The sequence below is a fragment of the Pseudomonas fontis genome (genome assembly GCF_028656955.1).
Lineage (GTDB): Bacteria > Pseudomonadota > Gammaproteobacteria > Pseudomonadales > Pseudomonadaceae > Aquipseudomonas > Aquipseudomonas fontis.
This window is the reverse complement of sequence record NZ_JAMDGY010000028.1, coordinates 1-19,367: the sequence shown is the minus strand read 5'-3', so window position 1 is coordinate 19,367 and position 19,367 is coordinate 1. Positions and strand designations below refer to the sequence as shown.

Annotated in this window: 13 protein-coding genes, 2 pseudogenes and 2 riboswitches; of the genes and pseudogenes, 10 read left to right on the top strand and 5 right to left on the bottom strand. The window is 63.5% G+C overall.

Annotation, left to right across the window (positions count from 1 at the left end):
* Nucleotides 1-2: 2 nt before the first annotated feature.
* Together cobN and cobW are read right to left on the bottom strand one after the other, a co-directional pair.
* Entirely contained in the window at nucleotides 3-3,764 is a 3,762-nt protein-coding gene (gene cobN, locus M5G11_RS12675) for a cobaltochelatase subunit CobN (RefSeq protein WP_273913505.1), read from the bottom strand.
* A 3-nt stretch (nucleotides 3,765-3,767) separates the two neighbouring features.
* Nucleotides 3,768-4,838 carry a cobalamin biosynthesis protein CobW gene (gene cobW, locus M5G11_RS12670; protein WP_273913506.1) on the bottom strand — a complete coding sequence of 357 codons (1,071 nt, stop codon included), beginning with the start codon at nucleotides 4,836-4,838 and terminating at the stop codon, nucleotides 3,768-3,770.
* A 98-nt stretch (nucleotides 4,839-4,936) separates the two neighbouring features.
* A riboswitch (cobalamin riboswitch) is annotated at nucleotides 4,937-5,134 on the bottom strand.
* 56 nt (nucleotides 5,135-5,190) lie between these two features.
* Nucleotides 5,191-5,416: riboswitch (cobalamin riboswitch) on the top strand.
* 99 nt (nucleotides 5,417-5,515) lie between these two features.
* Here cobW and M5G11_RS12665 point away from each other — a divergent pair.
* The 8 genes from M5G11_RS12665 (at nucleotide 5,516) to M5G11_RS12630 (ending at nucleotide 14,652) form a co-directional block, all read left to right on the top strand.
* Complete coding sequence (locus tag M5G11_RS12665) at nucleotides 5,516-5,701, top strand: CbtB domain-containing protein (protein ID WP_273913507.1); 186 nt, start codon at nucleotides 5,516-5,518, stop codon at nucleotides 5,699-5,701.
* Nucleotides 5,702-5,712: 11 nt separating this feature from the next.
* Nucleotides 5,713-6,399, top strand: coding sequence for a CbtA family protein (locus M5G11_RS12660; RefSeq protein ID WP_273913508.1), 687 nt, complete (start codon nucleotides 5,713-5,715; stop codon nucleotides 6,397-6,399).
* Nucleotides 6,399-6,824, top strand: coding sequence for a cobalamin biosynthesis protein (locus tag M5G11_RS12655; protein WP_273913509.1), 426 nt, complete (start codon nucleotides 6,399-6,401; stop codon nucleotides 6,822-6,824). Before M5G11_RS12660 ends, M5G11_RS12655 begins: the two co-directional genes overlap by 1 nt.
* A 27-nt stretch (nucleotides 6,825-6,851) precedes the next feature.
* Complete coding sequence (cobM, locus tag M5G11_RS12650; protein ID WP_273913510.1) at nucleotides 6,852-7,598, top strand: precorrin-4 C(11)-methyltransferase; 747 nt, start codon at nucleotides 6,852-6,854, stop codon at nucleotides 7,596-7,598.
* A 69-nt stretch (nucleotides 7,599-7,667) separates the two neighbouring features.
* Complete coding sequence (locus M5G11_RS12645; RefSeq protein WP_273913511.1) at nucleotides 7,668-7,913, top strand: DUF1272 domain-containing protein; 246 nt, start codon at nucleotides 7,668-7,670, stop codon at nucleotides 7,911-7,913.
* Between the two features lie 349 nt (nucleotides 7,914-8,262).
* Nucleotides 8,263-10,497 (top strand): FepA family TonB-dependent siderophore receptor, encoded by a 2,235-nt coding sequence (locus tag M5G11_RS12640; RefSeq protein WP_273913512.1) that lies wholly within the window; start codon nucleotides 8,263-8,265, stop codon nucleotides 10,495-10,497.
* Nucleotides 10,498-10,745: 248 nt separating this feature from the next.
* Nucleotides 10,746-11,360: a response regulator transcription factor gene (locus tag M5G11_RS12635; protein WP_273913513.1), complete on the top strand. Its 615-nt coding sequence runs from the start codon at nucleotides 10,746-10,748 to the stop codon at nucleotides 11,358-11,360.
* A gap of 7 nt (nucleotides 11,361-11,367) precedes the next feature.
* Nucleotides 11,368-14,652: a transporter substrate-binding domain-containing protein gene (locus M5G11_RS12630; protein ID WP_273913514.1), complete on the top strand. Its 3,285-nt coding sequence runs from the start codon at nucleotides 11,368-11,370 to the stop codon at nucleotides 14,650-14,652.
* On the opposite strand, the pseudogene M5G11_RS27600 reads toward M5G11_RS12630, so the two are convergent.
* The 3 genes and pseudogenes from M5G11_RS27600 to gntR form a co-directional block, all read right to left on the bottom strand.
* Nucleotides 14,649-15,068: pseudogene (locus M5G11_RS27600) on the bottom strand (methyl-accepting chemotaxis protein); the annotation flags it as partial. The gene M5G11_RS12630 and the pseudogene M5G11_RS27600 sit on opposite strands and share 4 nt — an antisense overlap.
* Nucleotides 15,069-15,185: 117 nt before the next feature.
* Nucleotides 15,186-15,968 (bottom strand): annotated as a pseudogene (locus tag M5G11_RS27595) (PAS domain-containing protein); the annotation flags it as partial.
* Between the two features lie 90 nt (nucleotides 15,969-16,058).
* Nucleotides 16,059-17,078, bottom strand: a complete 1,020-nt coding sequence (gene gntR / locus M5G11_RS12615; protein WP_273913515.1) for an HTH-type transcriptional regulator GntR — start codon at nucleotides 17,076-17,078, stop codon at nucleotides 16,059-16,061.
* Nucleotides 17,079-17,285: 207 nt separating this feature from the next.
* On the opposite strand from gntR, the gene M5G11_RS12610 reads away from it, so the two are divergent.
* Both M5G11_RS12610 and M5G11_RS12605 read left to right on the top strand, forming a co-directional pair.
* Nucleotides 17,286-17,825 (top strand): gluconokinase, encoded by a 540-nt coding sequence (locus M5G11_RS12610; RefSeq protein WP_273913516.1) that lies wholly within the window; start codon nucleotides 17,286-17,288, stop codon nucleotides 17,823-17,825.
* Nucleotides 17,826-17,925: 100 nt separating this feature from the next.
* Nucleotides 17,926-19,278 carry a GntP family permease gene (locus M5G11_RS12605; protein WP_273913517.1) on the top strand — a complete coding sequence of 451 codons (1,353 nt, stop codon included), beginning with the start codon at nucleotides 17,926-17,928 and terminating at the stop codon, nucleotides 19,276-19,278.
* Nucleotides 19,279-19,367 lie beyond the last annotated feature (89 nt).

Genomic DNA, 19,367 nt, shown 5'->3' with positions numbered 1-19,367 from the left:
GCTCAAGTCTCTTCTTCACCGTCCAGCAACTGCTCTTCGAGGGCCTGGCGGTACTCGCCCGGCTCCTGCCAAAGCCCGCGCTGCTGGGCCTCGAGCAAGCGCTCGGTGATATCGCGCAACGCCTCGGGGTTGTGCTGGCGGATAAAGTCGCGGGTCTGGGCGTCCAACACGTACGCCTGCGCCAGCGACTGGTAATGATGGTCATCAATCAGGTGCGTGGTGGCATCAAAGGCAAACAGGTTGTCCACCGTCGCAGCCAGCTCGAATGCACCTTTATAGCCATGGCGCTTGACCCCGTCGATCCATTTGGGGTTCAGGGCGCGCGCGCGCATGACCCGGTTCAGTTCTTCCTTGAGGGTGCGGATGCGCGGCCGATCCGGCTGGCTGTGGTCACCGTGGTAACTGGCCACTGGTGAGCCACCAAGGCTTTCCACGGCCGCAAGCATGCCGCCCTGGAACTGATAGTAGTCGTTGGAATCGAGCAGATCGTGCTCGTGGTTGTCCTGGTTCTGCACCACGGCCTGTACCTGGCTCAGGCGCCGGGCGAAATGTTCGCGGGCTTCGGTGCCCTCGTCGGCGCCGCCATAGGCGTAGCCGCCGTGGTTGAGATAGACCTCGGCGAGGTCTTCACGGCTGTGCCACAGGCGCCCGTCGATGGCATTCTGAATGCCTGCACCGTAGGCGCCCGGCTTGGAGCCGAAAATCCGCCAACCGGCCTGACGCTCTGCCTGTTCGGCGTCCAGGCCGCTTTCCAGCAACGTGGCGCGTTCACTGCGTACCTTGGCGGCCAGCGGGTTGAGGTCGTCGGGCTCATCCAGTGCGGCCACCGCCTGCACGGCGGCGTCGAACAGCTTGATCAGGTTGCCGAAGGCATCGCGGAAGAACCCCGAGACCCGCAGGGTGACGTCTACCCGCGGCCGATCAAGCAGGCTCAGCGGCAGAATCTCGAAATCGTCGACCCGCTGGCTGCCGTTGGCCCACACCGGGCGAACCCCGAGCAAGGCCATGGCCTGGGCGATGTCGTCGCCGCCGGTGCGCATGGTCGCCGTGCCCCAGACCGAAAGCCCCAGTTGGCGCAGATGATCGCCATGGTCTTGCAGGTGACGCTCAAGAATCAGGTTGGCCGAAGCAAAGCCGATGCGCCAGGCCGTGGCCGTCGGCAGGTTGCGCACATCCACGGTATAGAAGTTGCGCCCGGTGGGCAGCACGTCCAGCCGCCCCCGGCTCGGCGCACCGCTGGGGCCAGCCGGGACGAAGCGCCCGTCCAGCGCCGCCAGCAGGCCCTGCATCTCGCTCGGGCCGCAACTGTCGAGTTGGGGCGCGACCTGTTGCTGCAGCGCAGTAAGGATCGCCTGGACGTCCACCCACTGCGCGACTTCAGGCAAGGGCTCAGCACCGCTCAGGCTGTGCTCGATCAAGCAAGCAGCGTAAAGCTCCAAACGCTCGCGGGTGTCCCCGGCGGTGCGCCAGGGATCAGCGCTGATGGACTGCAGCACGGCCGGGCACGGCCCTTGCCACGCTGCCCCCAGGTCGCAATCGAGCGGATCGATCCCCAACGTCATCGCCCGCGCCAATGCCCGCAACAGGCTGGCATTGGCCCCGCGACCGTCGCCACGCTCGACGCGCAGCAAGGCCAGCAAGGTGTCGATGCGCAGCCGCCCCGCCGGCGACTCGCCAAAGATGTGTAGGCCGTCGCGAATCTGCGATTCCTTCAGGTCGCACAGGTAGGTGTCCAGGCGTGGCAGCCAGATCGCGGCATCATCCAGCGCACCTTCAAGCTGCAGTTCGCGGTCGATATGGTTGTCGCGCACAAGTTCGAGAATATCGCGCTGCAACTCGCGCGCCCGGCGCGGGTCAAGCAGCTGGGCTTCGTAGTATTCGTCGGCCAGCACTTCAAGGTGACGCAGCGGCCCATAGGTTTCGGCGCGGGTCAGCGGCGGCATCAGGTGGTCGATGATCACCGCCTGGGTGCGACGCTTGGCCTGTGCGCCCTCCCCGGGGTCATTGACGATAAACGGATAGATGTTCGGCAGCGGGCCGAGCAAGGCGTCCGGCCAGCACTCGGCGGACAAGCCGACGCCCTTGCCCGGCAGCCATTCGAGGTTGCCGTGCTTGCCCACGTGAATCAGCGCGTCAGCGGCAAAGGCGTGGCGCAGCCAGAAGTAGAACGCCAGGTAACCGTGCGGCGGAACCAGGTCGGGGTCGTGATAGACCGCGCTTGGGTCCACCTGATAGCCGCGAGCAGGCTGGATGCCGACGAACGTCAGGCCGAAACGCAGGCCGGCGATCATCATTCGTCCGTTGCGGCACATCGGGTCCTGCTCCGGCGCGCCCCAGCGTTCACGCACGGCCTGCTGGTTGGCTTCGGGCAGGCTGGCAAAGGCGCGCAGGTAATCGTCCATCGCCATGCTTTGCGCACACGGGCGCTGATCCAGGCTGTCGAGGTCGTTGCTCACGCCGCCCAGCAGCGCCTGGATCAAGGCTGTGCCCGACTCGGGCAACGGCGCCAGCGGGTAACCCTGCTGCTGCATCGCGCGCAGGATGTTCAGCGCGGCGGCGGGCGTATCCAGGCCAACGCCATTGCCAATGCGCCCATCGCGGGTCGGGTAGTTGGCCAGGATCAGCGCAACGCGCTTCTCCGGGTTCGCCAGGCGCCCCAGCTCGCACCAGCGCCGCGCCAGCTCGGCAACGAAGTCCATGCGTTCCAGTTGCGGCCGGTAGCAGACCACGTCGGACTGGCTGCGCTCACTGTGCCAGGCCAGGTCCTTGAAACTGATCGGCCGGGTGATGATGCGCCCGTCCAGTTCCGGCAAGGCGATGTGCATGGCCAGGTCGCGGGCGCCCAGGCCCTGTTCGCTGGCCTGCCAGCCCGGTTCGTTGTCTTGCGCGCAGATGGCCTGCAACACCGGGATGTCCCGGCGGAACGGGCGCAGGTGCGGCTGTTGCGGGCTGGACTGGGCAAAACCGGTGGTATTGATGATGAGCTCGGCCTGGACTTCGTCCAGCCACTGCTCGACCTGCTCCAGGCAGGCCGCTTCCTTGAGGCTGGCCACGGCAATCGGCAAGGGATTGAGCCCGGCGCCCTGCAAACGCTCGCAGAACGCATCGATAAAGGCGGTGTTGGCGGCTTGGAGGTGCGAGCGATAGAACAGAATCGGGACGACCGCCTCCCCGCTCAGCCATTGCCCGAACCAGTCGGCCAGTTGTGCCGACGGCCGTTGCGGGTGGTAGACGCTGGTGCGCGGCAACTGCTGCGGCTCGTGCCACGGGTAGTCACGCCCCAGCCACTGGCTGGCCAGGCAATTGAACAGCGCCAGCGCGTTGGCCTTGCCGCCCTCGCGCAGGAAGCGCCAAAGGCGCTCGGCCTGCTCGGCTGGCACTGTGCTCAGGCTGCTCAGTTCCGGGTCCGGGCGGTCATCGCCCGGCACCAGGATCAGTTGCACGCCACGTGCAGCCAGCTCGACCAGTTGCTCCACGCCATAACGCCAGTAACCCACGCCGCCGTGCAGCGACACCAGGATGACCTTGGCGTGACGCAGTACCTGGTCGACGTACAAGTCGACCGAGGCATGGTTCTGCACCTGCATCGGGTTGGCCAGGCGTACGCTGGGGTAATCCTCGGGCAACTGCTGGGCCGTTTCGGCCAGCAGTGCCAGGTGGGAGTCACCGCTGCAGAGGATCACCAGTTCGGCGGGGGTTTGGCCGAGGTCGGCAATACTGTCGTCCGGCACAAAGCCGCCGGGCTGGGTCCGCAGCAAGTGCATGGGTCAGCCGCCCAGGGCCGCGCGCAGGCGTGCTTCCAGTTCTTCGGCGTTCAGCTCCTGGCCGATCAGCACCAGGCGCGTGGTGCGCGGCTCTTCGGCGCGCCAGGCGCGGTCGAAGTGTTTGTCGAAGCGGGTACCCACGCCCTGGATCAACAGGCGCATCGGCTTGCCCGGGATGGCCGCGAAGCCTTTGACACGCAGGATGCCGTGCTGCACGACCAGTTGGGTCAGGGCATCCATCAGCAGGCTTTCGTCAGCTTCAGGCAACTCGATGGAGATCGAGTCGAAGGCGTCGTGGTCATGATCGTCATGGTCGTCGTCGCCGTCATGGTGCGAATCGTGGTGGGTGCGACGGCCATCGATATGCACTTCCGACTCGGCGCCCAGGCCCAGCAGCACGTCCAGCGGCAGGCGGCCATTGCTGGCTTCGATCACCTTGACCGCAGGCGGCAGTTCTTCCTGCACTTCGGCACGTACCGCAGCCAGGGCGTCGGCGGCGATCAGGTCGGCTTTGTTCAGTATCACCAGGTCGGCACTGGCCAACTGGTCGGCGAACAGCTCATGCAGCGGCGACTCGTGGTCCAGGTTCGGGTCCTGCTTGCGCTGGGCATCGACCTGGTCGGGGAAGGCGGCGAAGGTGCCGGCGGCAACGGCCGGGCTGTCGACCACGGTGATGACCGCATCGACCGTGCAGGCATTGCGGATTTCCGGCCATTGGAAGGCCTGCACCAGCGGTTTTGGCAGGGCCAGGCCACTGGTTTCGATGAGGATATGGTCCAGGTCGCCGCGACGGGCCACCAGTTCACGCATCACCGGGAAGAATTCTTCCTGCACCGTGCAGCACAGGCAGCCATTGGCCAGCTCGTAGACCCGGCCGCTGGCTTCTTCTTCGGTGCAGCCGATGCTGCATTGCTTGAGGATTTCACCGTCGATGCCCAGCTCGCCGAATTCATTGACGATGACCGCGATGCGCCGGCCCTGGGCGTTGTCGAGCATGTGCCGGAGCAAGGTGGTTTTGCCCGAACCGAGGAAGCCGGTAACGATGGTGACGGGGAGTTTGGCCAGTGTTTTCATGTCGATGCCCTTGGCAGGATGGCGGGCATGCAGGACGAGAGCCACAGGTGCCATGCAGCCTGGGCGCATTCGCCACCGGATCACCCCGCCCGGTTGAAAGTCGGAAACTGTTCGAGGCAGGTCTCCTGGCTTGCGTTGTGCCGGCCTGGGCCAGCAGCAGCGACGCCTTCCCGCACCAGGTGCAGTGGCTGTGTCGATGCGTTCAACGCTTACAGTTGCGGGGGCAGCCGCGGAGTGCACCGCGTTCCCATCTTAGCTTCGGCGTGGGCCGAAGAACCTCGAAGCGGCTAGGCTACGCAGTGGCCCCGGACAGGTCAACCGCTGTATTGACGGATGCCGGCGCCCGTGATTTCCTAGCCGGATTCGTTTGGGTGCCTTTTTACAAGGTGAAACGGGAAACCGGTACGTCGTGCGCTTCTTTTGCAGAGGCCGACCAATCCGGTGCTGCCCCCGCAACGGTAAGCGAGGAAAGCGTCTAGACCACTGTGCCAGCAGTCCGGCATGGGAAGGTGACGCCTCGGCTGAGCACACTGCCAGCCCTCGCCAGCCCGGAGACCGGCCCAACGCTGACTTTGACATACCCGCGGTGGGCGGGCGCTGTTGCAACCCCTGGGCGATCATCGTGCAGGGGTTTCCTGCGCTTGCCTGTTGCCGAACAACACCAAGAGGAAAGCGCCATGCCGATCATCTCCACCAGTCACTCGACAGTGACCTCCAGCAGCCTCAGCCAACGCATTGCCGTCGCCGTCGGCGCATCGCTACTGGGCCTGTGCCTGGTGTATTTCGCCGGGTTCTCGCACATCGAGGCCGTGCACAACGCGGCGCACGATACCCGTCACAGCGCTGCCTTCCCTTGCCACTGAGACCTGCCCCGATGATCACGCGCATTGCCCGCACCGCCGGTTTCACCGGCCTGCTTGCCGCCCTGTTGCTGACCCTGCTGCAAAGCTTCTGGGTCGCACCGCTGATTCTGCAGGCGGAAACCTATGAGAACAGCGCGCCGGTTGCCGAGGCCCATGAACATGCGGCCGGCACCGCCGAGCACCATCACGACGCTGAAGCCTGGTCGCCGGAAGATGGCTGGCAGCGCGTGCTGTCGACCACCGGCGGCAACCTGGTGGTGGCAGTCGGCTTCGCCCTGATCCTGGCGGCGCTCTACACCCTGCGCGCCCCCGGACGCACGGCCACCGGCGCACTCTGGGGCCTGGCCGGCTTCGCCGTGTTCTGCCTCGCGCCGACCCTGGGCTTGCCGCCGGAGCTGCCGGGCACGGCGGCTGCCGACCTGGCCCAGCGCCAGGCCTGGTGGGCAGGTACGGCTGCGGCCACCGCTGTCGGCCTGGCGCTGATGGTGTTTGCCCACAACTGGGTACTCAAGGCCGTGGGCGTCGCCCTGCTGGTAGTCCCCCATGTGATCGGCGCACCGCAACCGCAAGTGCACGAAAGCCTGGCGCCAGAAGCGCTGGAAACACAGTTCAAAGTGGCTTCGCTGTTGACCAACGCTGCGTTCTGGGTGGCCATGGGCCTGATCAGCGCCTGGCTGTATCGCCGCCAGCAGGCCTGATGCAGGGTCCAATCGAGCGATTGCAGCTGTTTGTCGGGCTGGGCTGCCGGCGTGGCTGCCCAGCCTCGACACTGAATGACTTGCTGAGACAGACGTTCCAGGCGCACGCCCTGCCCCTGGATGCCCTCGCCGGCCTAGCCAGCATCGCGCTCAAGCACGATGAGCCAGGGCTGCATGCACTGGCACGCCAACTTGGCGTGCCGCTGCTGTTCTTCCCACTGGAGCAACTCGCGCCCTTCGAGCCACGGCTGAGTCATCGCTCCGCCGCCTCCTTCAAGCACACCGGGTGTCATGGGGTCGCTGAAAGCGCCGCCCTGGCCCTGGCCGAGCACCACGCGGCCGGCAGCGCCAAGCTTCTACTACCGCGCACCCTGAGCGCCGATGCCAGCCTGGCAGTGGCCTGGGCGCCGCCCTTTGGCGGATAATCCGCCGACTCTTTCCAAGGATTTAGCATGACTGTCTATTTCATCGGTGCCGGCCCCGGCGATCCGGAGCTGATCACCGTCAAGGGCCAGCGCCTGATTCATCGCTGCCCGGTGATCATCTACGCCGGCTCGCTGGTGCCCGCCGCCGTGCTCGAAGGCCACCGTGCCGAGACCGTCATCAACAGTGCCGAGCTGCATCTGGCGCAAATCATCGAGGCAATCCAGGCCGCCCATGCCAACGGCCAGGACGTGGCGCGGGTGCACAGCGGCGATCCCAGCCTGTATGGCGCCATCGGCGAGCAGATCCGCTACCTGCGCGAGCTGGGCATCCCCTACGAGATCGTCCCCGGCGTCACGGCAGCGGCGGCCAGTGCCGCCCTGCTTGGCTGTGAGCTGACCCTGCCGGACATCGCCCAGAGCGTGATCCTCACGCGCTACGCCGACAAGTCACCGATGCCGGCAGGCGAGTCGCTGGCAAGCCTGGCCAGCCACGGCACCACCCTGGCGATTCACCTGGGGGTCAAGCACCTGGAGAAGATCGTCGAGGAACTACGCCCGCACTATGGCGACGACTGCCCGATTGCCGTGGTGCACCGGGCAACCTGGCCGGATCAGGACTGGGTGCTCGGCATCCTGGACGACATCGTCGCGCAGGTACAGGCCAAGGGCTTTCGGCGCACCGCGCTGATCCTGGTCGGGCGCGTGCTGGGCAGCGACAATTTTGCCGAATCTGCGCTCTATCGCGCCGGGCACGCTCACCTCTATCGCCCCTGAAGGCATTGCATCGCGGGGCTGACCGTCGCACAGTGAGCGCTCGTTCATACCCCCCACGAGGATGTGCCCATGCTTGCGTTACGCCCGTTCTGTGAATGCTGCGCCACACCGCTGCCAGGTGACAGCCGTGATGCGCTGATCTGCTCGTTCGAATGCACCTTTTGCCGTGACTGCAGCGAGCAGACGCTCAAAGGACGCTGCCCCAACTGTGGCGGTGAACTGGTAGCGCGACCTGCGCGGGTGGGTGATGCACTGAGCCGAAATCCGGCCTCGACAGAGCGCATCGTCAAGGCACAAGGCTGCACTCAGCATTGAGGGCAACGACCCTCTCGTGGCGAGCGAGAGGGATACCCAATATCAGACAATCAGCTTCACATAGTGATCATAAGCCGTTGTTTTTATTTATTTTTATAAATCATAGCCTTCAATAGAATTCACATTAACTAAATTACATTACAAAAATTACATAAATCTCTGTTTTATAAGGATTTTCAACAAATACACCTTCTTCAAACTTCCCTTCCAACAGCTCTAGCCCCGCACTCTCCCTTAATATTTTATTTTTCCGCCAAAGCCTTTACATGTTAATGATAATACCTATCATTCTCGCCTTTCTTGAGCAGGCTCCCCTTAGCCCTGTTCATTTTCTCAGGAGAGATATGACATGGTGTCGCGCTTCAACCTAAGCCATCTGACCCTCGCTGTGCTGGCCATGACTGGCGCCTCTGCCCTCTCTGCCGCAACGCTGGAAATCGACCCGGACAAGGTCCCGGTGCAAACCACCGACCTGCCCGTCGATGGCAGCCGCCAGGCGATCCAGCTGGAAAATACCCGTGTACTGGGGACTGCCGAAGAAGAACTGAAACAGGCCCCCGGCGTATCGATCATCACCGCCGAAGACATCAAGAAACGCCCCCCGGTCAACGACCTCTCCGACATCATCCGTCGCGAACCCGGGGTGAACCTGACCGGCAACAGCAGCAGCGGCGCCCGTGGCAACAACCGCCAGATCGACCTGCGCGGCATGGGCCCGGAAAACACCCTGATCCTGATCGACGGCAAACCTTCTACGTCCCGCAACGCCGTGCGTTATGGCTGGAGTGGCGACCGTGACACCCGTGGTGAAACCAACTGGGTACCGGCCGAAGCGGTCGAGCGCATCGAGATCCTGCGGGGCCCGGCGGCCACCCGCTATGGCTCCGGGGCGATGGGCGGCGTGGTCAATATCATCACCAAGCGCCCGAGCGAGGAGCTCAAAGGCTCGGTCACCCTGTACACCGTGCTTCCCGAGGACGACGCTGAAGGCGTGGGCAAACGCGCCAACTTCAGCCTCAGCGGGCCGATCACCGATGACCTGATCTTCCGTGTGTACGGCAGCGCCAACAAGACCGACGCCGACGACCAGAAGATCAACGCCGACCACCAGGCCTTCGAGGAATCGCTGATGGCCGGGCGCGAAGGTGTGCGCAACAAGGACATCAACGGCCTGCTGAGCTGGCGGATCAACCCGGAACATACGCTGGACCTGGAGTCCAGCTACAGTCGCCAGGGCAACATCTTTGCCGGCGACACCATGCTCAATGCCGGCGGCGCGTTCGTCGAGAGCCAGGTGGGCAAGGAAACCAACATCATGCAGCGCTCAGCCTTTGCGCTCACCCACCATGGTGACTTCGACTGGGGCAGCTCGATGGCCTCGCTGTCTTATGACCTGACCCGCAACAATCGCCTCAACGAAGGCCTGGCCGGTTGGGGCGAAGGTGCCCCGAGCGATGGCGCCGGTCGCTTCGAATCGCGCCTGCGCAATACCCGGGCAACCGGCGAGCTGGATATTCCGCTGAGTTTTGGCACCGAACAGGTGCTGACCGTCGGGGCTGAGTACCTCTATGAGTCGCTCAACGACCCTGGTTCGCTGCGCCCGCAAGGCTTTGACCCGGCAGGTTTCGACCGTTCGCAAACCAAGAGCACGGCCCGCAGCCACGCCCTGTTTGTCGAGGACAACATCGAACTCGGTAGCGACACCATCGTCACCCCAGGCTTGCGCTACGATCACCACGACCGCTTTGGCGACAACTTCAGCCCCAGCCTGAACGCCTCACACCAGATCACCGACGCCTTGAGCATCAAGGGCGGTATTGCCCGAGCCTACAAGACGCCCAACCTGTACCAGGCCAACCCTAACTACCTGCTGTACAGCCGAGGCGCCGGCTGCAACTCCGGTGAAGTCAACATCGGCGGTTGCTACCTGCTGGGCAACGAAGACCTGAAGCCGGAAATCAGCGTCAACAAGGAACTCGGCCTGGCCTTCGACCAAGGCACCTGGCGCACCAGCGCTACCTACTTCCGCAACGACTACAAGAACAAGATCGACGCCGGTAACGAGGCGTTGTTCCGCCTGCCAAACGGGCGCCGGATCCTGCAGTGGGAAAACAAGGGCAAGGCCGTGGTCGAGGGCGTCGAGGGCAACCTGTTCATCGCCCTGCTGCCGAGCCTGGACTGGAACACCAACGTCACCTACATGATCAACTCCGAGGACAAGGAAACCGGCGAGCCACTGAGCATCATCCCCAAGTACACGGTGAACACCACGCTGGACTGGGATGCCACCGACAAGCTGTCGTTCCAGGTCAACGGCACCTACTACGGCAAGCAGGAGGCCCCGACCTACAACGCCCGGGCCAACGAAACCCTGGACCGCAAGGTGCAGAAGGACGTCGACCCATACGGCCTGGTCGGCATCAGCAGCGGCTATGCATTCAACAAGAACCTCAGCGTGCGCATCGGCATCAACAACCTGTTCGACAAGCGCCTGTACCGCGAAGGCAACTCGGATGAAGCCGGCGCTCTGACCTACAACGAAGCCGGCCGCGCCTACTTCGCCTCGATGACTACCTCTTTCTGACCCCGCCTACAGATCCGTCCCTTCATTGAAGAGGCGGATCTGCACTCCGCCAATCGGCGCCATCCGACAGATCACTTCCTATATTTGTAGGAAATTTCATCAGCACCTTCCGTTTAGTTCAACACGCCTATACTTCGCGTATTCATGCAACCTGATTCGACGTATCGTGGCTGCCCTGCCGGTTTCTGCTGACAGGCCGGTTCCTGAATGACTCAGGAGAAATCACTCCCCTGGCAAAGAATTGCACGATGCACAAAGTCCTGATCGTCGACGACCACACCACTATCCTGTTCGCCATCCGCATGTTGCTTGAGCGCGACAACTATCACGTCGTGGGCGAGGCCAGAGACGGCTCCGAAGCCGTCGAGATGGCCCGTAGGCTCCAGCCCGACGTGGTCATTCTTGATCTCGGCCTGCCAAAACTGGATGGCCTGAGCGTGCTCGAACGGCTGCATACCCTGCCGTCGGCGCCACGCATCATGGTCCTCACTGGCCGCCCACCCCGCTTGTTTGCCCGACGCTGCATCGAATCCGGCGCCTCGGCCTTCGTGCGCAAGGATGAAGACCTGGACATCCTGCGCTCGGCCCTCAAGGCCGTGCTGGCCGGTTATTCCTACCTGCCTGACGCCTCGCGTATCAATGACCGCTCAAGCTCGGAGCTGGAACGCATGGACAAGCTGTCCAACCGTGAGTTCGAGGTGATGCGCCAGTTGGCCAAAGGCGCCTCCAACAACGAGATTGCCGAAACGATGATCCTCAGTGCCAAGACCATCAGCACCTACAAGTCGCGGATCATGGAGAAGCTGCAGGTGGAGTCGCTGGTGCAACTGCTTGACCTTGCCAACCGTCACTCGGTGAACTGATGCAACGATGATCACGCGCGCGCTGATTGCCTGGCTGCTGGGAGGCCTGCTCGGTTCAACCCTGCTGGTGGCCCAGGCGCAGGACCCGGTCAGCCCCCGGACCCTGCTGGCGCGCTCAGTCAGCAGTGGCGCTGCGCCCGAACTGTCGGCCGCTGATCGGCAGTGGCTGCACAACAAGCAGGTGCTGCGCCTCGGCACATCCGCGCCGGACTATCCGCCTTTCGATATCAATATCAGCCAGGATGATTACGAGGGCCTGACCGCCGATTACGCCGGCCTGGTCAGCGAACAACTGAAGATCCCCGTCCAGGTCTTTCGCTATGCCAACCGTAACCAGGCGATTGCCGCCCTGATCGACGGCAAGATCGACCTGCTGGGTAGTGCCAATGGCTACGAGGCCGCCGACGATCGCCTGGCCCTGAGCCAGGCCTACGCCGACGACCAACCGGTGGTCGTCACCCCGTTCGGCAAGCCGCATGCAGACGACCTTGCCGGCCAGCGCCTGGCGATGGTCTATCACTACCTGCCGCACCCGCAGATCAAGCGCCTGTACCCCCGCGCCGACCTTCAGCTCTATCCTTCGACCATGGCCGCGTTGTCCGCCGTCGCCTTGGGCCAGGCCGATACGTTCATTGGCGATGCGGTGAGTGTCGACTACCTGGTCGGCAAGAACTATCGCGACAGCCTGCAGATTGCCCACTACATCAGGCCCTTGCGTTCCTCATTCGCGTTTGCCCTGTCGCGCAACGAGCCAACCCTGCTGCGCCTGCTCAACCTGGCGCTGCAAAGCATTACCGACAGCGACCGGATGAACATCGCCCGGCGCTGGAGCGGTGGCATCAGCAATATCCTGCTGGATCGCACCACGCTGTCCCTGACGCCTGCGGAGCAGGAGTGGATTCGCCAGCACCCAACCCAGCGCGTGGTGATCAACAAATACTTCGCGCCCGTGAGCTTCATCGATGACAACCAGCGTTTTCGCGGCATTACCATCGACCTGCTGGCGCAGATCAGCCGGCGCAGCGGCCTGAAATTCCAGATCATCGAGACCGACTCGGTACCCGCCATGGTCAGCCAGGTGGAAAGCGCCAAGGCCGACATCGTCGGCGCCCTCAACTATGGCGCCGAGCGTGCAAGAACCCTCAATTTCACCCGGCCCTACCTGGCCAACCCGCGCGTGCTGGTCACCGGCATGCGTAACAATGCCGTGCATGGCCCGGAGCAGTTGAACGGCAAGCGCCTGGCACTGATCCGCGGCACCCCGGCCATTGACGCCCTGCGCCAACGCTACCCGGACATCAGCCTGATCGAGCTCGACGACCCGCTTGCCGTGATGGAGTACGTCGCCCAGGGCCGCGCTGACGTGGGGCTCAGTTCGCTGATCAATGCCACCTACTTTACCGATCACCTGTTCAAGGGCCGCCTGCACATTGCCGCGCCGCTGGATGATGTGCCGGCCCTGGCAGCCTTCGCCACCGCACGTGAATCGACCGTACTGCACGGCATTCTGGAAAAGACCCTGCTGAGCATCCCGCCGGACGAAATGACCCAACTGATCAACCGCTGGCGGGTCAATGCGTTCATGAGCGATACGCCTTGGCGCAATTACCGCTCGCTGATCCTGCAGATCCTGGTAGTGGCGGGCTTGCTGATTGGCGCCATTGCCTTCTGGAACGGCTATTTGCGCAAGCTCATCCGCCAGCGTGCCGAGGCCGAGCAGGCCTTGCAGAAGCAACTGGAGATCAGCAAGCACCTGCTCGAAGCGCTGCAATTGGCCAAGGAACAGGCGGACACCGCCAACAACGCGAAAAGTACCTTTCTCGCCACCATGAGCCATGAAATCCGTACGCCGATGAATGCAGTGATCGGCTTGCTGGAGCTGGCCCTGCAGGATGCCGAGCGCGGCCAGATCGATCCTGCCGCCTTGAAGGTGGCATACGACTCGGCCAATGGCTTGCTGGAACTGATTGGCGACGTGCTCGATATTGCCCGCATCGAAGCCGGGCACATGCACCTGGTGCCTGAGGCCACCGACCTTGAAGCGCTGATCACGGCTACTGCCGGCGTGTTCGACAGCAGTGCACGGCTCAAAGGCCTGATCCTGCGCCTGGATCTGGACCCGCTGCCCACCCTGGTGCAGGTCGACCCCCTGCGTTTCAGGCAAGTGCTGTCGAACCTGGTGAGCAATGCGATCAAGTTTACCGAGCGCGGGCAAGTGGCGATCACCCTGCGCAGTCAGGCGCCCGCCAGCAATCGACGCATCGAGATCAGCCTGACAGTGCAGGATACCGGCATCGGCATCAGCGCTCTTGACCAGTCCCGCCTGTTTCAGCCATTCGCCCAGGCCGAGCATCCCACCGCGCAGCAAGGCAGTGGCCTGGGCCTGATGATCAGTCGCACGCTGTGCGAAATGATGGGCGGCCAGCTCACCTTGGCCAGCACGCCGGGGTCCGGCACCCAGGTCACCTTGCAGCTCACGCTGGATCAGGCCGCCGCAAAATCCCTGCCCGCGCCGGCTACCCAAGCGCCGCCAGCACTCGACAGCCCGGCGCTGAACATACTGGTGGTCGATGACTACCCGGCCAACCTGCTCCTGCTGGAGAAACAGTTGCATGTGCTCGGCCACCGGGTGCAGCAGGCGCGCGATGGCGCATCGGCGCTCAAGGCCTGGCAAGCCGACACCTTCGAGGTGGTGATTACCGACTGCAATATGCCGGGTATGGACGGGCATGCGCTGACGCGCCTGATCCGTGCAGAAGAAACCAAGCACGAGCAAAAACCCTGCGTAATCCTCGGCCTGACCGCCAATGCCCAGCTGGAAGAGCAGACTCGCTGCCTGGCCTCCGGCATGAATGCGTGCCTGTTCAAGCCGATCGGGCTGAGCGAACTGCGCCTGCACCTGTCAGCGATCAAACCGCCCAGTACGAGTACCGCAGTGCTTGCCCAGACACGCTCGGGCTTCGACCTCGATAGCCTGCGCCACCTGACCCTGGGTGACCCCAAGTTGATTCAACGCCTGCTTGGCGAATTGATGGTCAGCAATGCCGAGGACCTCGAGGCATTGCGCGCCTTGGGTGCGCAGCCCGCACGCCCCGCAGTACGCGCAGTCGCCCACCGGATCAAGGGCGGCGCCAGGATGCTCAAGGCCAGCGGCCTGGTCGCCCAGTGCGATGCGCTGGAGCAAGCCAGTGTCGGTGATGCGCCAAACGAGGCCGTGGTCGCGCTGGTGCGGGCGCTGGAGGACAGCCTGGAAGAACTCCAGCAGCACCTGGCGAGCTCAAGAACGTCCTAGTGCAGTTGCAGCGTCGAGTTGATCTGGCTGATGGCGTCCACCACATGCTGTGAGCCCTGCTGAATCTCCAGGATCACCTCACCCGCCTCATTGGCCAGCTCCACGCCCAGGCCTGTTCGCGTCAGGCTCGACTGCATGCTCGCTACCGCCGTCAATGACAGGTCATGGTTCTGGCGCACCACCTCGACGATTTCCAGGGTCGCCTTGCTGGTGCGTGCCGCCAGGTTGCGCACCTCGTCGGCGACCACCGCGAACCCGCGTCCATGTTCACCCGCGCGGGCGGCCTCAATGGCAGCATTGAGCGCTAAAAGGTTGGTCTGGTCGGCAATGCTGCGGATGGTCTGGACGATCTGGCCGATCAGCTCGGACTGCTTGCTGACCGCATCGATGCTGCGGGCAGCCTCGTTGAGGTCGCGGGAGATCTCTTCGATCACCTGCACGGTTTGCTGCACCACCTCCGAGCCTTTGCGCGCGCAGGCATCGTTCTGCACCGAGGTGGCGTGGGCGGATTCGGCAGCGGTCTGCTGGGTGGAAACCTGCTGGGTGATGTCGCTGGCGAACTTCACCACCTTGTACAGGCGGCCCTTGGTGTCGAAGATCGGGTTGTAGGATGCTTCCAGGTAGACCATCTGGCCCAGTTTGTTGATCCGTTCGAAGCGGTGCGAGTGGTATTCGCCGCGATTGAGCGATGCCCAGAAGGCCTTGTACGCCGAGGATTCGGCTTCGCTGCGGTGGCAGAACAGGCTGTGGTGCTGGCCGATCACCTCGTCGAGCCGGTAATGCATGGTATTGAGGAAGTTCTCGTTGGCGCGGATCACCCGGCCTTCCGGGGTGAACTCGATCATCGCCATGGAGCGACTGATGGCGTTGATCAGGCTTTCGCTTTCGTGCTCGTCGCGCACCCGCTGGCTGATGTCGGACGCCACCTTGATCACGCTGGTGACCTGCTGGGCAGCGCCCAGCACCGGCATGTAGCTGGCCTCCAGCCAGACCTCCCGCCCTGCCCGGTCAACCCGCGCAAAGGTGCCGGTGCGCGGCTCGCCGCGCGCCAGGTCGCGCCATAGCTGGCGGTACTCATCGCCTTTGGTGTATGCCTCTTCGCAGAAGATCTTGTGGTGTTTGCCACGGATCTCCTCAAGGTTGTAGCCCATTGCCGTGCAGAAGTTTTCGTTGGCGTTGAGGATGATCCCGTCCGGGGTGAACTCGATCATGGCCATGGAACGGCTGATCGCTTCCAATTTTGCCTGGGTGCCGGACAGCGCCTGATGACTGCGTTCGATTTCAGCCAGATCGGATTTGTGATGGAAGTCAAACATTTCGTTACAACTCCATGGGCGGGATTTGCTGAGCATAGAACGCCGCAAGCACCCTGCAAGCGATATGACATCACCGCCCATCGCCTGTAATCAGCTGCTTTCGCGCACTACCAGCTCAAATCCCAGGTCCTGGGAGCGGGTTTGCACGACTTTGCCATCCAAGCGTGCCAGCAGGGCTTGCGCCGCCTGTCGGCCGACAGCCGCACGCGGTGTGCGGATGGAGGTCAGGCGCGGCACCAGGTGCGCGGAGGCCGGCAAGTCGTTGAAACCGACCATCGCCACCTGCCCCGGAACGTCGATGCCCTGGCGCAATGCCTGAAGAATCGCGCCCTGCGCCAGGTCGTCGTTGCAGAAGAAGATCCCGTCAACGTCGCCATGCCCGGCAATCAACTGGCTGAACAGCTCACCACCCAGGCCGATCGACGATGGCTGCGGCGCGAGCATTTCCAGCGCCGGGTCGTACAGGCCGGCTTCTGCCAGGGCTTGGCGGAAGCCTTCGGCGCGCTGCATCACCCGGGGGTCAAGCTGGGCGGCGACAAACCCCAGCCGACGCCGGCCACGCTCGATCAGGTGCTGCGCCGCCGCGCGGCCCGCCTGCTGCTGGGAGAAGCCCACCGACATGGCGTCCGCCGGCCCGCCCAGTTCCATCATGTGCACACAGGGCACGCCGCTGGCCGCGAGCATCTGCTGCGCGGCCTCGGTGCGATCGAAACCGGTCAGCAGGATGCCGCAGGGCTGGTAGGCCAGGTAGTTGCGAATCAGGTTCTCTTCCTCGGCGACGTCGTAGTGGAAGTTGCCGATCAGCACTTCCAGGCCGCGCGGGCGCATCACGTCGTGGATCGCTTCGAGGGTGTCGATGAACAGCTGGTTGGACAGCGACGGAATCAGCACCACCACCGACTGGCTCTGCGCCGAGGCCAGCGCACGCGCCGCCGGGTTGGCCACATAGCCGAGCGCAGTGGCGGCATCCTTGACCTTTTGCACCAGTTCCGGCGCAACGGTGCAGACGCCGCGCAAGGCACGCGAAGCGGTGATCGGGGAAACCCCGGAGAGCCTGGCGACTTCAGCCAGGGTGGGACGACCGGTGGTGCGGGAGCCAATACGGGACATGGGGATTTTTATTTTTCGACTTGCAAAGAGAAGGGAACGGGCACTAAGGTAGCGCTGTCTCAGACGTCAGGCAATGCATAACTGCAGGTGTACGGCGATGAGCGTGCAAACTGCTTCTACAAAACCAATAAGACCCGGGTGGATAGCCACCGAGGCATTCGCAGCCTCGGCCAAAGACAGCGCTATCTTGCCCTGCAGGAGGTACCGATGAACTATCCCCTGTCCGCCATTGTGGTGATGGGTGTGGCTGGATGCGGCAAGAGCTGCGTCGGTTCCGCCATTGCCGATCATAGTGGCGGCCGCCTGATCGAAGGCGATGCCTTTCACCCCAAGGCCAACATCGACAAGATGAGCGCCGGCATTCCCCTCAATGACGATGACCGCGCCGGCTGGCTGATCCGCCTGGGCCAGGAGCTGCAAGCGACGATCAAGGCCGGTGAACGGCCGATCCTCACCTGTTCGGCACTCAAGCGCCGTTACCGCGATGCCCTGCGCCACGCCGTGCCGGACCTGGGTTTCGTGTTCCTCGAACTCACCCCTGAAGAAGCCGAGCGCCGCGTGCTCGCCCGCCCCGGCCACTTCATGCCCGCCAGCCTGATCGACAGCCAATTCGCCGCGCTCGAAGCCCCGCATGGCGAACCGCTGACCCTGGCGCTGGACGCCACCCTGGCCATCGATGCGCTGGCCGTGCAGGTGGATAACTGGCTAAAGCCTTGCGGTGACCCGGTACTGGCGCGAACTGCCTGATTTCACGGCAGTTTTCCGGCTCACCAAAGATAGCGCTGTCTCACCCGTACTACGCTGTAACTGCTCCGCCCACAACAATGACAATATGAGGCACTGAACCATGTTTGGTTTGGCAACTGATACCTACCTTCTGCTCGATGCACTGGTCACCATCGTCGGCCTGGTGCTGCTGATCACCCACTTCAAGGTCCACCCTTTCGTTGCCCTGACCCTCGCGGCAGGCTTTCTCGGCCTGACCTCCGGCATGCCGGTGGTCAAGGTGATGAAGTCGTTCCAGGACGGCTTCGGCGGGGTGCTCGGTTTTGTCGGTATCGTGCTCGCCCTGGGCACCATGCTCGGCAAGCTGATGGCCGACTCCGGCGGCGCCGACCAGATCGCCCAGACGCTGATCCGCGCCTTCGGCAAGAAGAACGTGCACTGGGCAATGATGTTTGCCGCCTTCCTGGTGGGTATTCCGCTGTTCTTCGAGATCGGCTTCGTCCTGCTGATCCCGCTGGTGTTCATCGTTGCCCGGCGCTCCGGGGTATCGCTGATCAAGATCGGCATACCACTGCTGGCCGGCCTCTCGGTGGTGCACGGGCTGGTGCCGCCGCACCCGGGGCCGCTGCTGGCCATCGGCATCTTCAACGCCGACATCGGCAAGACCATCTTCTATGGGCTGATCGTCGCGCTGCCGACGGCAATCATCGCCGGCCCGCTGTATGGCAACTTCATCTCGCGCTATATCCCGGGCACACCTTCGCAGGAGCTGATGGACCAGATTGCCAAGGAGTCCGACCAGAAGAACCTGCCAAGCTTCAGCATCACTCTGATCACCGTGCTCTTGCCGGTGTTCCTGATGCTGCTCAAGACCTTCGCCGACGTGGTGCTGCCGCCCGAACACATCTTCCGCCAATGGATGGACCTGATCGGCCACCCGATCACCGCCCTGCTCGCGGCGCTGTTGCTGGCGTTCTACACCTTTGGCGCGGCGCGCGGGTTCTCCCGCCAGCAAATCATGAAACTGCTCGACCAGAGCCTGGCGCCGACGGCGGCGATCATCCTGATTGTGGGTGCGGGTGGCGGCTTCAAGCAGATGCTGGTGGATACCGGGGTAGGCAACGTGATTGGCCAGATGGCCGTGCAGGCGCAGATTTCGCCGATCATGCTGGCCTGGCTGGTAGCAGCGGTGATTCGCATTGCCACCGGTTCAGCGACGGTTGCGACGATTACCGGGGCGGGGATCGTTGCACCGGTGATCGGCATGATGCCGGGGGTAAACCGCGAGTTGCTGGTGTTGGCGACCGGTGCCGGCTCGTTGATCCTGTCGCACGTGAACGATGCCGGCTTCTGGCTGGTGAAGCAGTACTTCAACATGACCGTGGCCGAGACCTTCAAGACCTGGAGCATGATGGAAACCATCCTCTCGGTGGTCGGGATCATCTTCATCATGCTGCTGTCGATGGTGGTCTGAACAGCATCGCGGGACGAGCCCGCTCCCACAAGGGTTGCAGTGCCACCGCCGCCCCTGTGGGAGCGGGCTTGAACTGGTCAAGTAATTTT

Bases quoted from the DNA above. Each gene is read 5' to 3' on its own strand.
- cobN (WP_273913505.1), bottom strand. From the start codon at position 3,764: ATGCACTTGCTGCGGACCCAGCCCGGCGGCTTTGTGCCGGACGACAGT.
- cobW (WP_273913506.1), bottom strand. From the start codon at position 4,838: ATGAAAACACTGGCCAAACTCCCCGTCACCATCGTTACCGGCTTCCTC.
- M5G11_RS12665 (WP_273913507.1), top strand. From the start codon at position 5,516: ATGCCGATCATCTCCACCAGTCACTCGACAGTGACCTCCAGCAGCCTC.
- M5G11_RS12660 (WP_273913508.1), top strand. From the start codon at position 5,713: ATGATCACGCGCATTGCCCGCACCGCCGGTTTCACCGGCCTGCTTGCC.
- M5G11_RS12655 (WP_273913509.1), top strand. From the start codon at position 6,399: ATGCAGGGTCCAATCGAGCGATTGCAGCTGTTTGTCGGGCTGGGCTGC.
- cobM (WP_273913510.1), top strand. From the start codon at position 6,852: ATGACTGTCTATTTCATCGGTGCCGGCCCCGGCGATCCGGAGCTGATC.
- M5G11_RS12645 (WP_273913511.1), top strand. From the start codon at position 7,668: ATGCTTGCGTTACGCCCGTTCTGTGAATGCTGCGCCACACCGCTGCCA.
- M5G11_RS12640 (WP_273913512.1), top strand. From the start codon at position 8,263: ATGGTGTCGCGCTTCAACCTAAGCCATCTGACCCTCGCTGTGCTGGCC.
- M5G11_RS12635 (WP_273913513.1), top strand. From the start codon at position 10,746: ATGCACAAAGTCCTGATCGTCGACGACCACACCACTATCCTGTTCGCC.
- M5G11_RS12630 (WP_273913514.1), top strand. From the start codon at position 11,368: ATGATCACGCGCGCGCTGATTGCCTGGCTGCTGGGAGGCCTGCTCGGT.
- gntR (WP_273913515.1), bottom strand. From the start codon at position 17,078: ATGTCCCGTATTGGCTCCCGCACCACCGGTCGTCCCACCCTGGCTGAA.
- M5G11_RS12610 (WP_273913516.1), top strand. From the start codon at position 17,286: ATGAACTATCCCCTGTCCGCCATTGTGGTGATGGGTGTGGCTGGATGC.
- M5G11_RS12605 (WP_273913517.1), top strand. From the start codon at position 17,926: ATGTTTGGTTTGGCAACTGATACCTACCTTCTGCTCGATGCACTGGTC.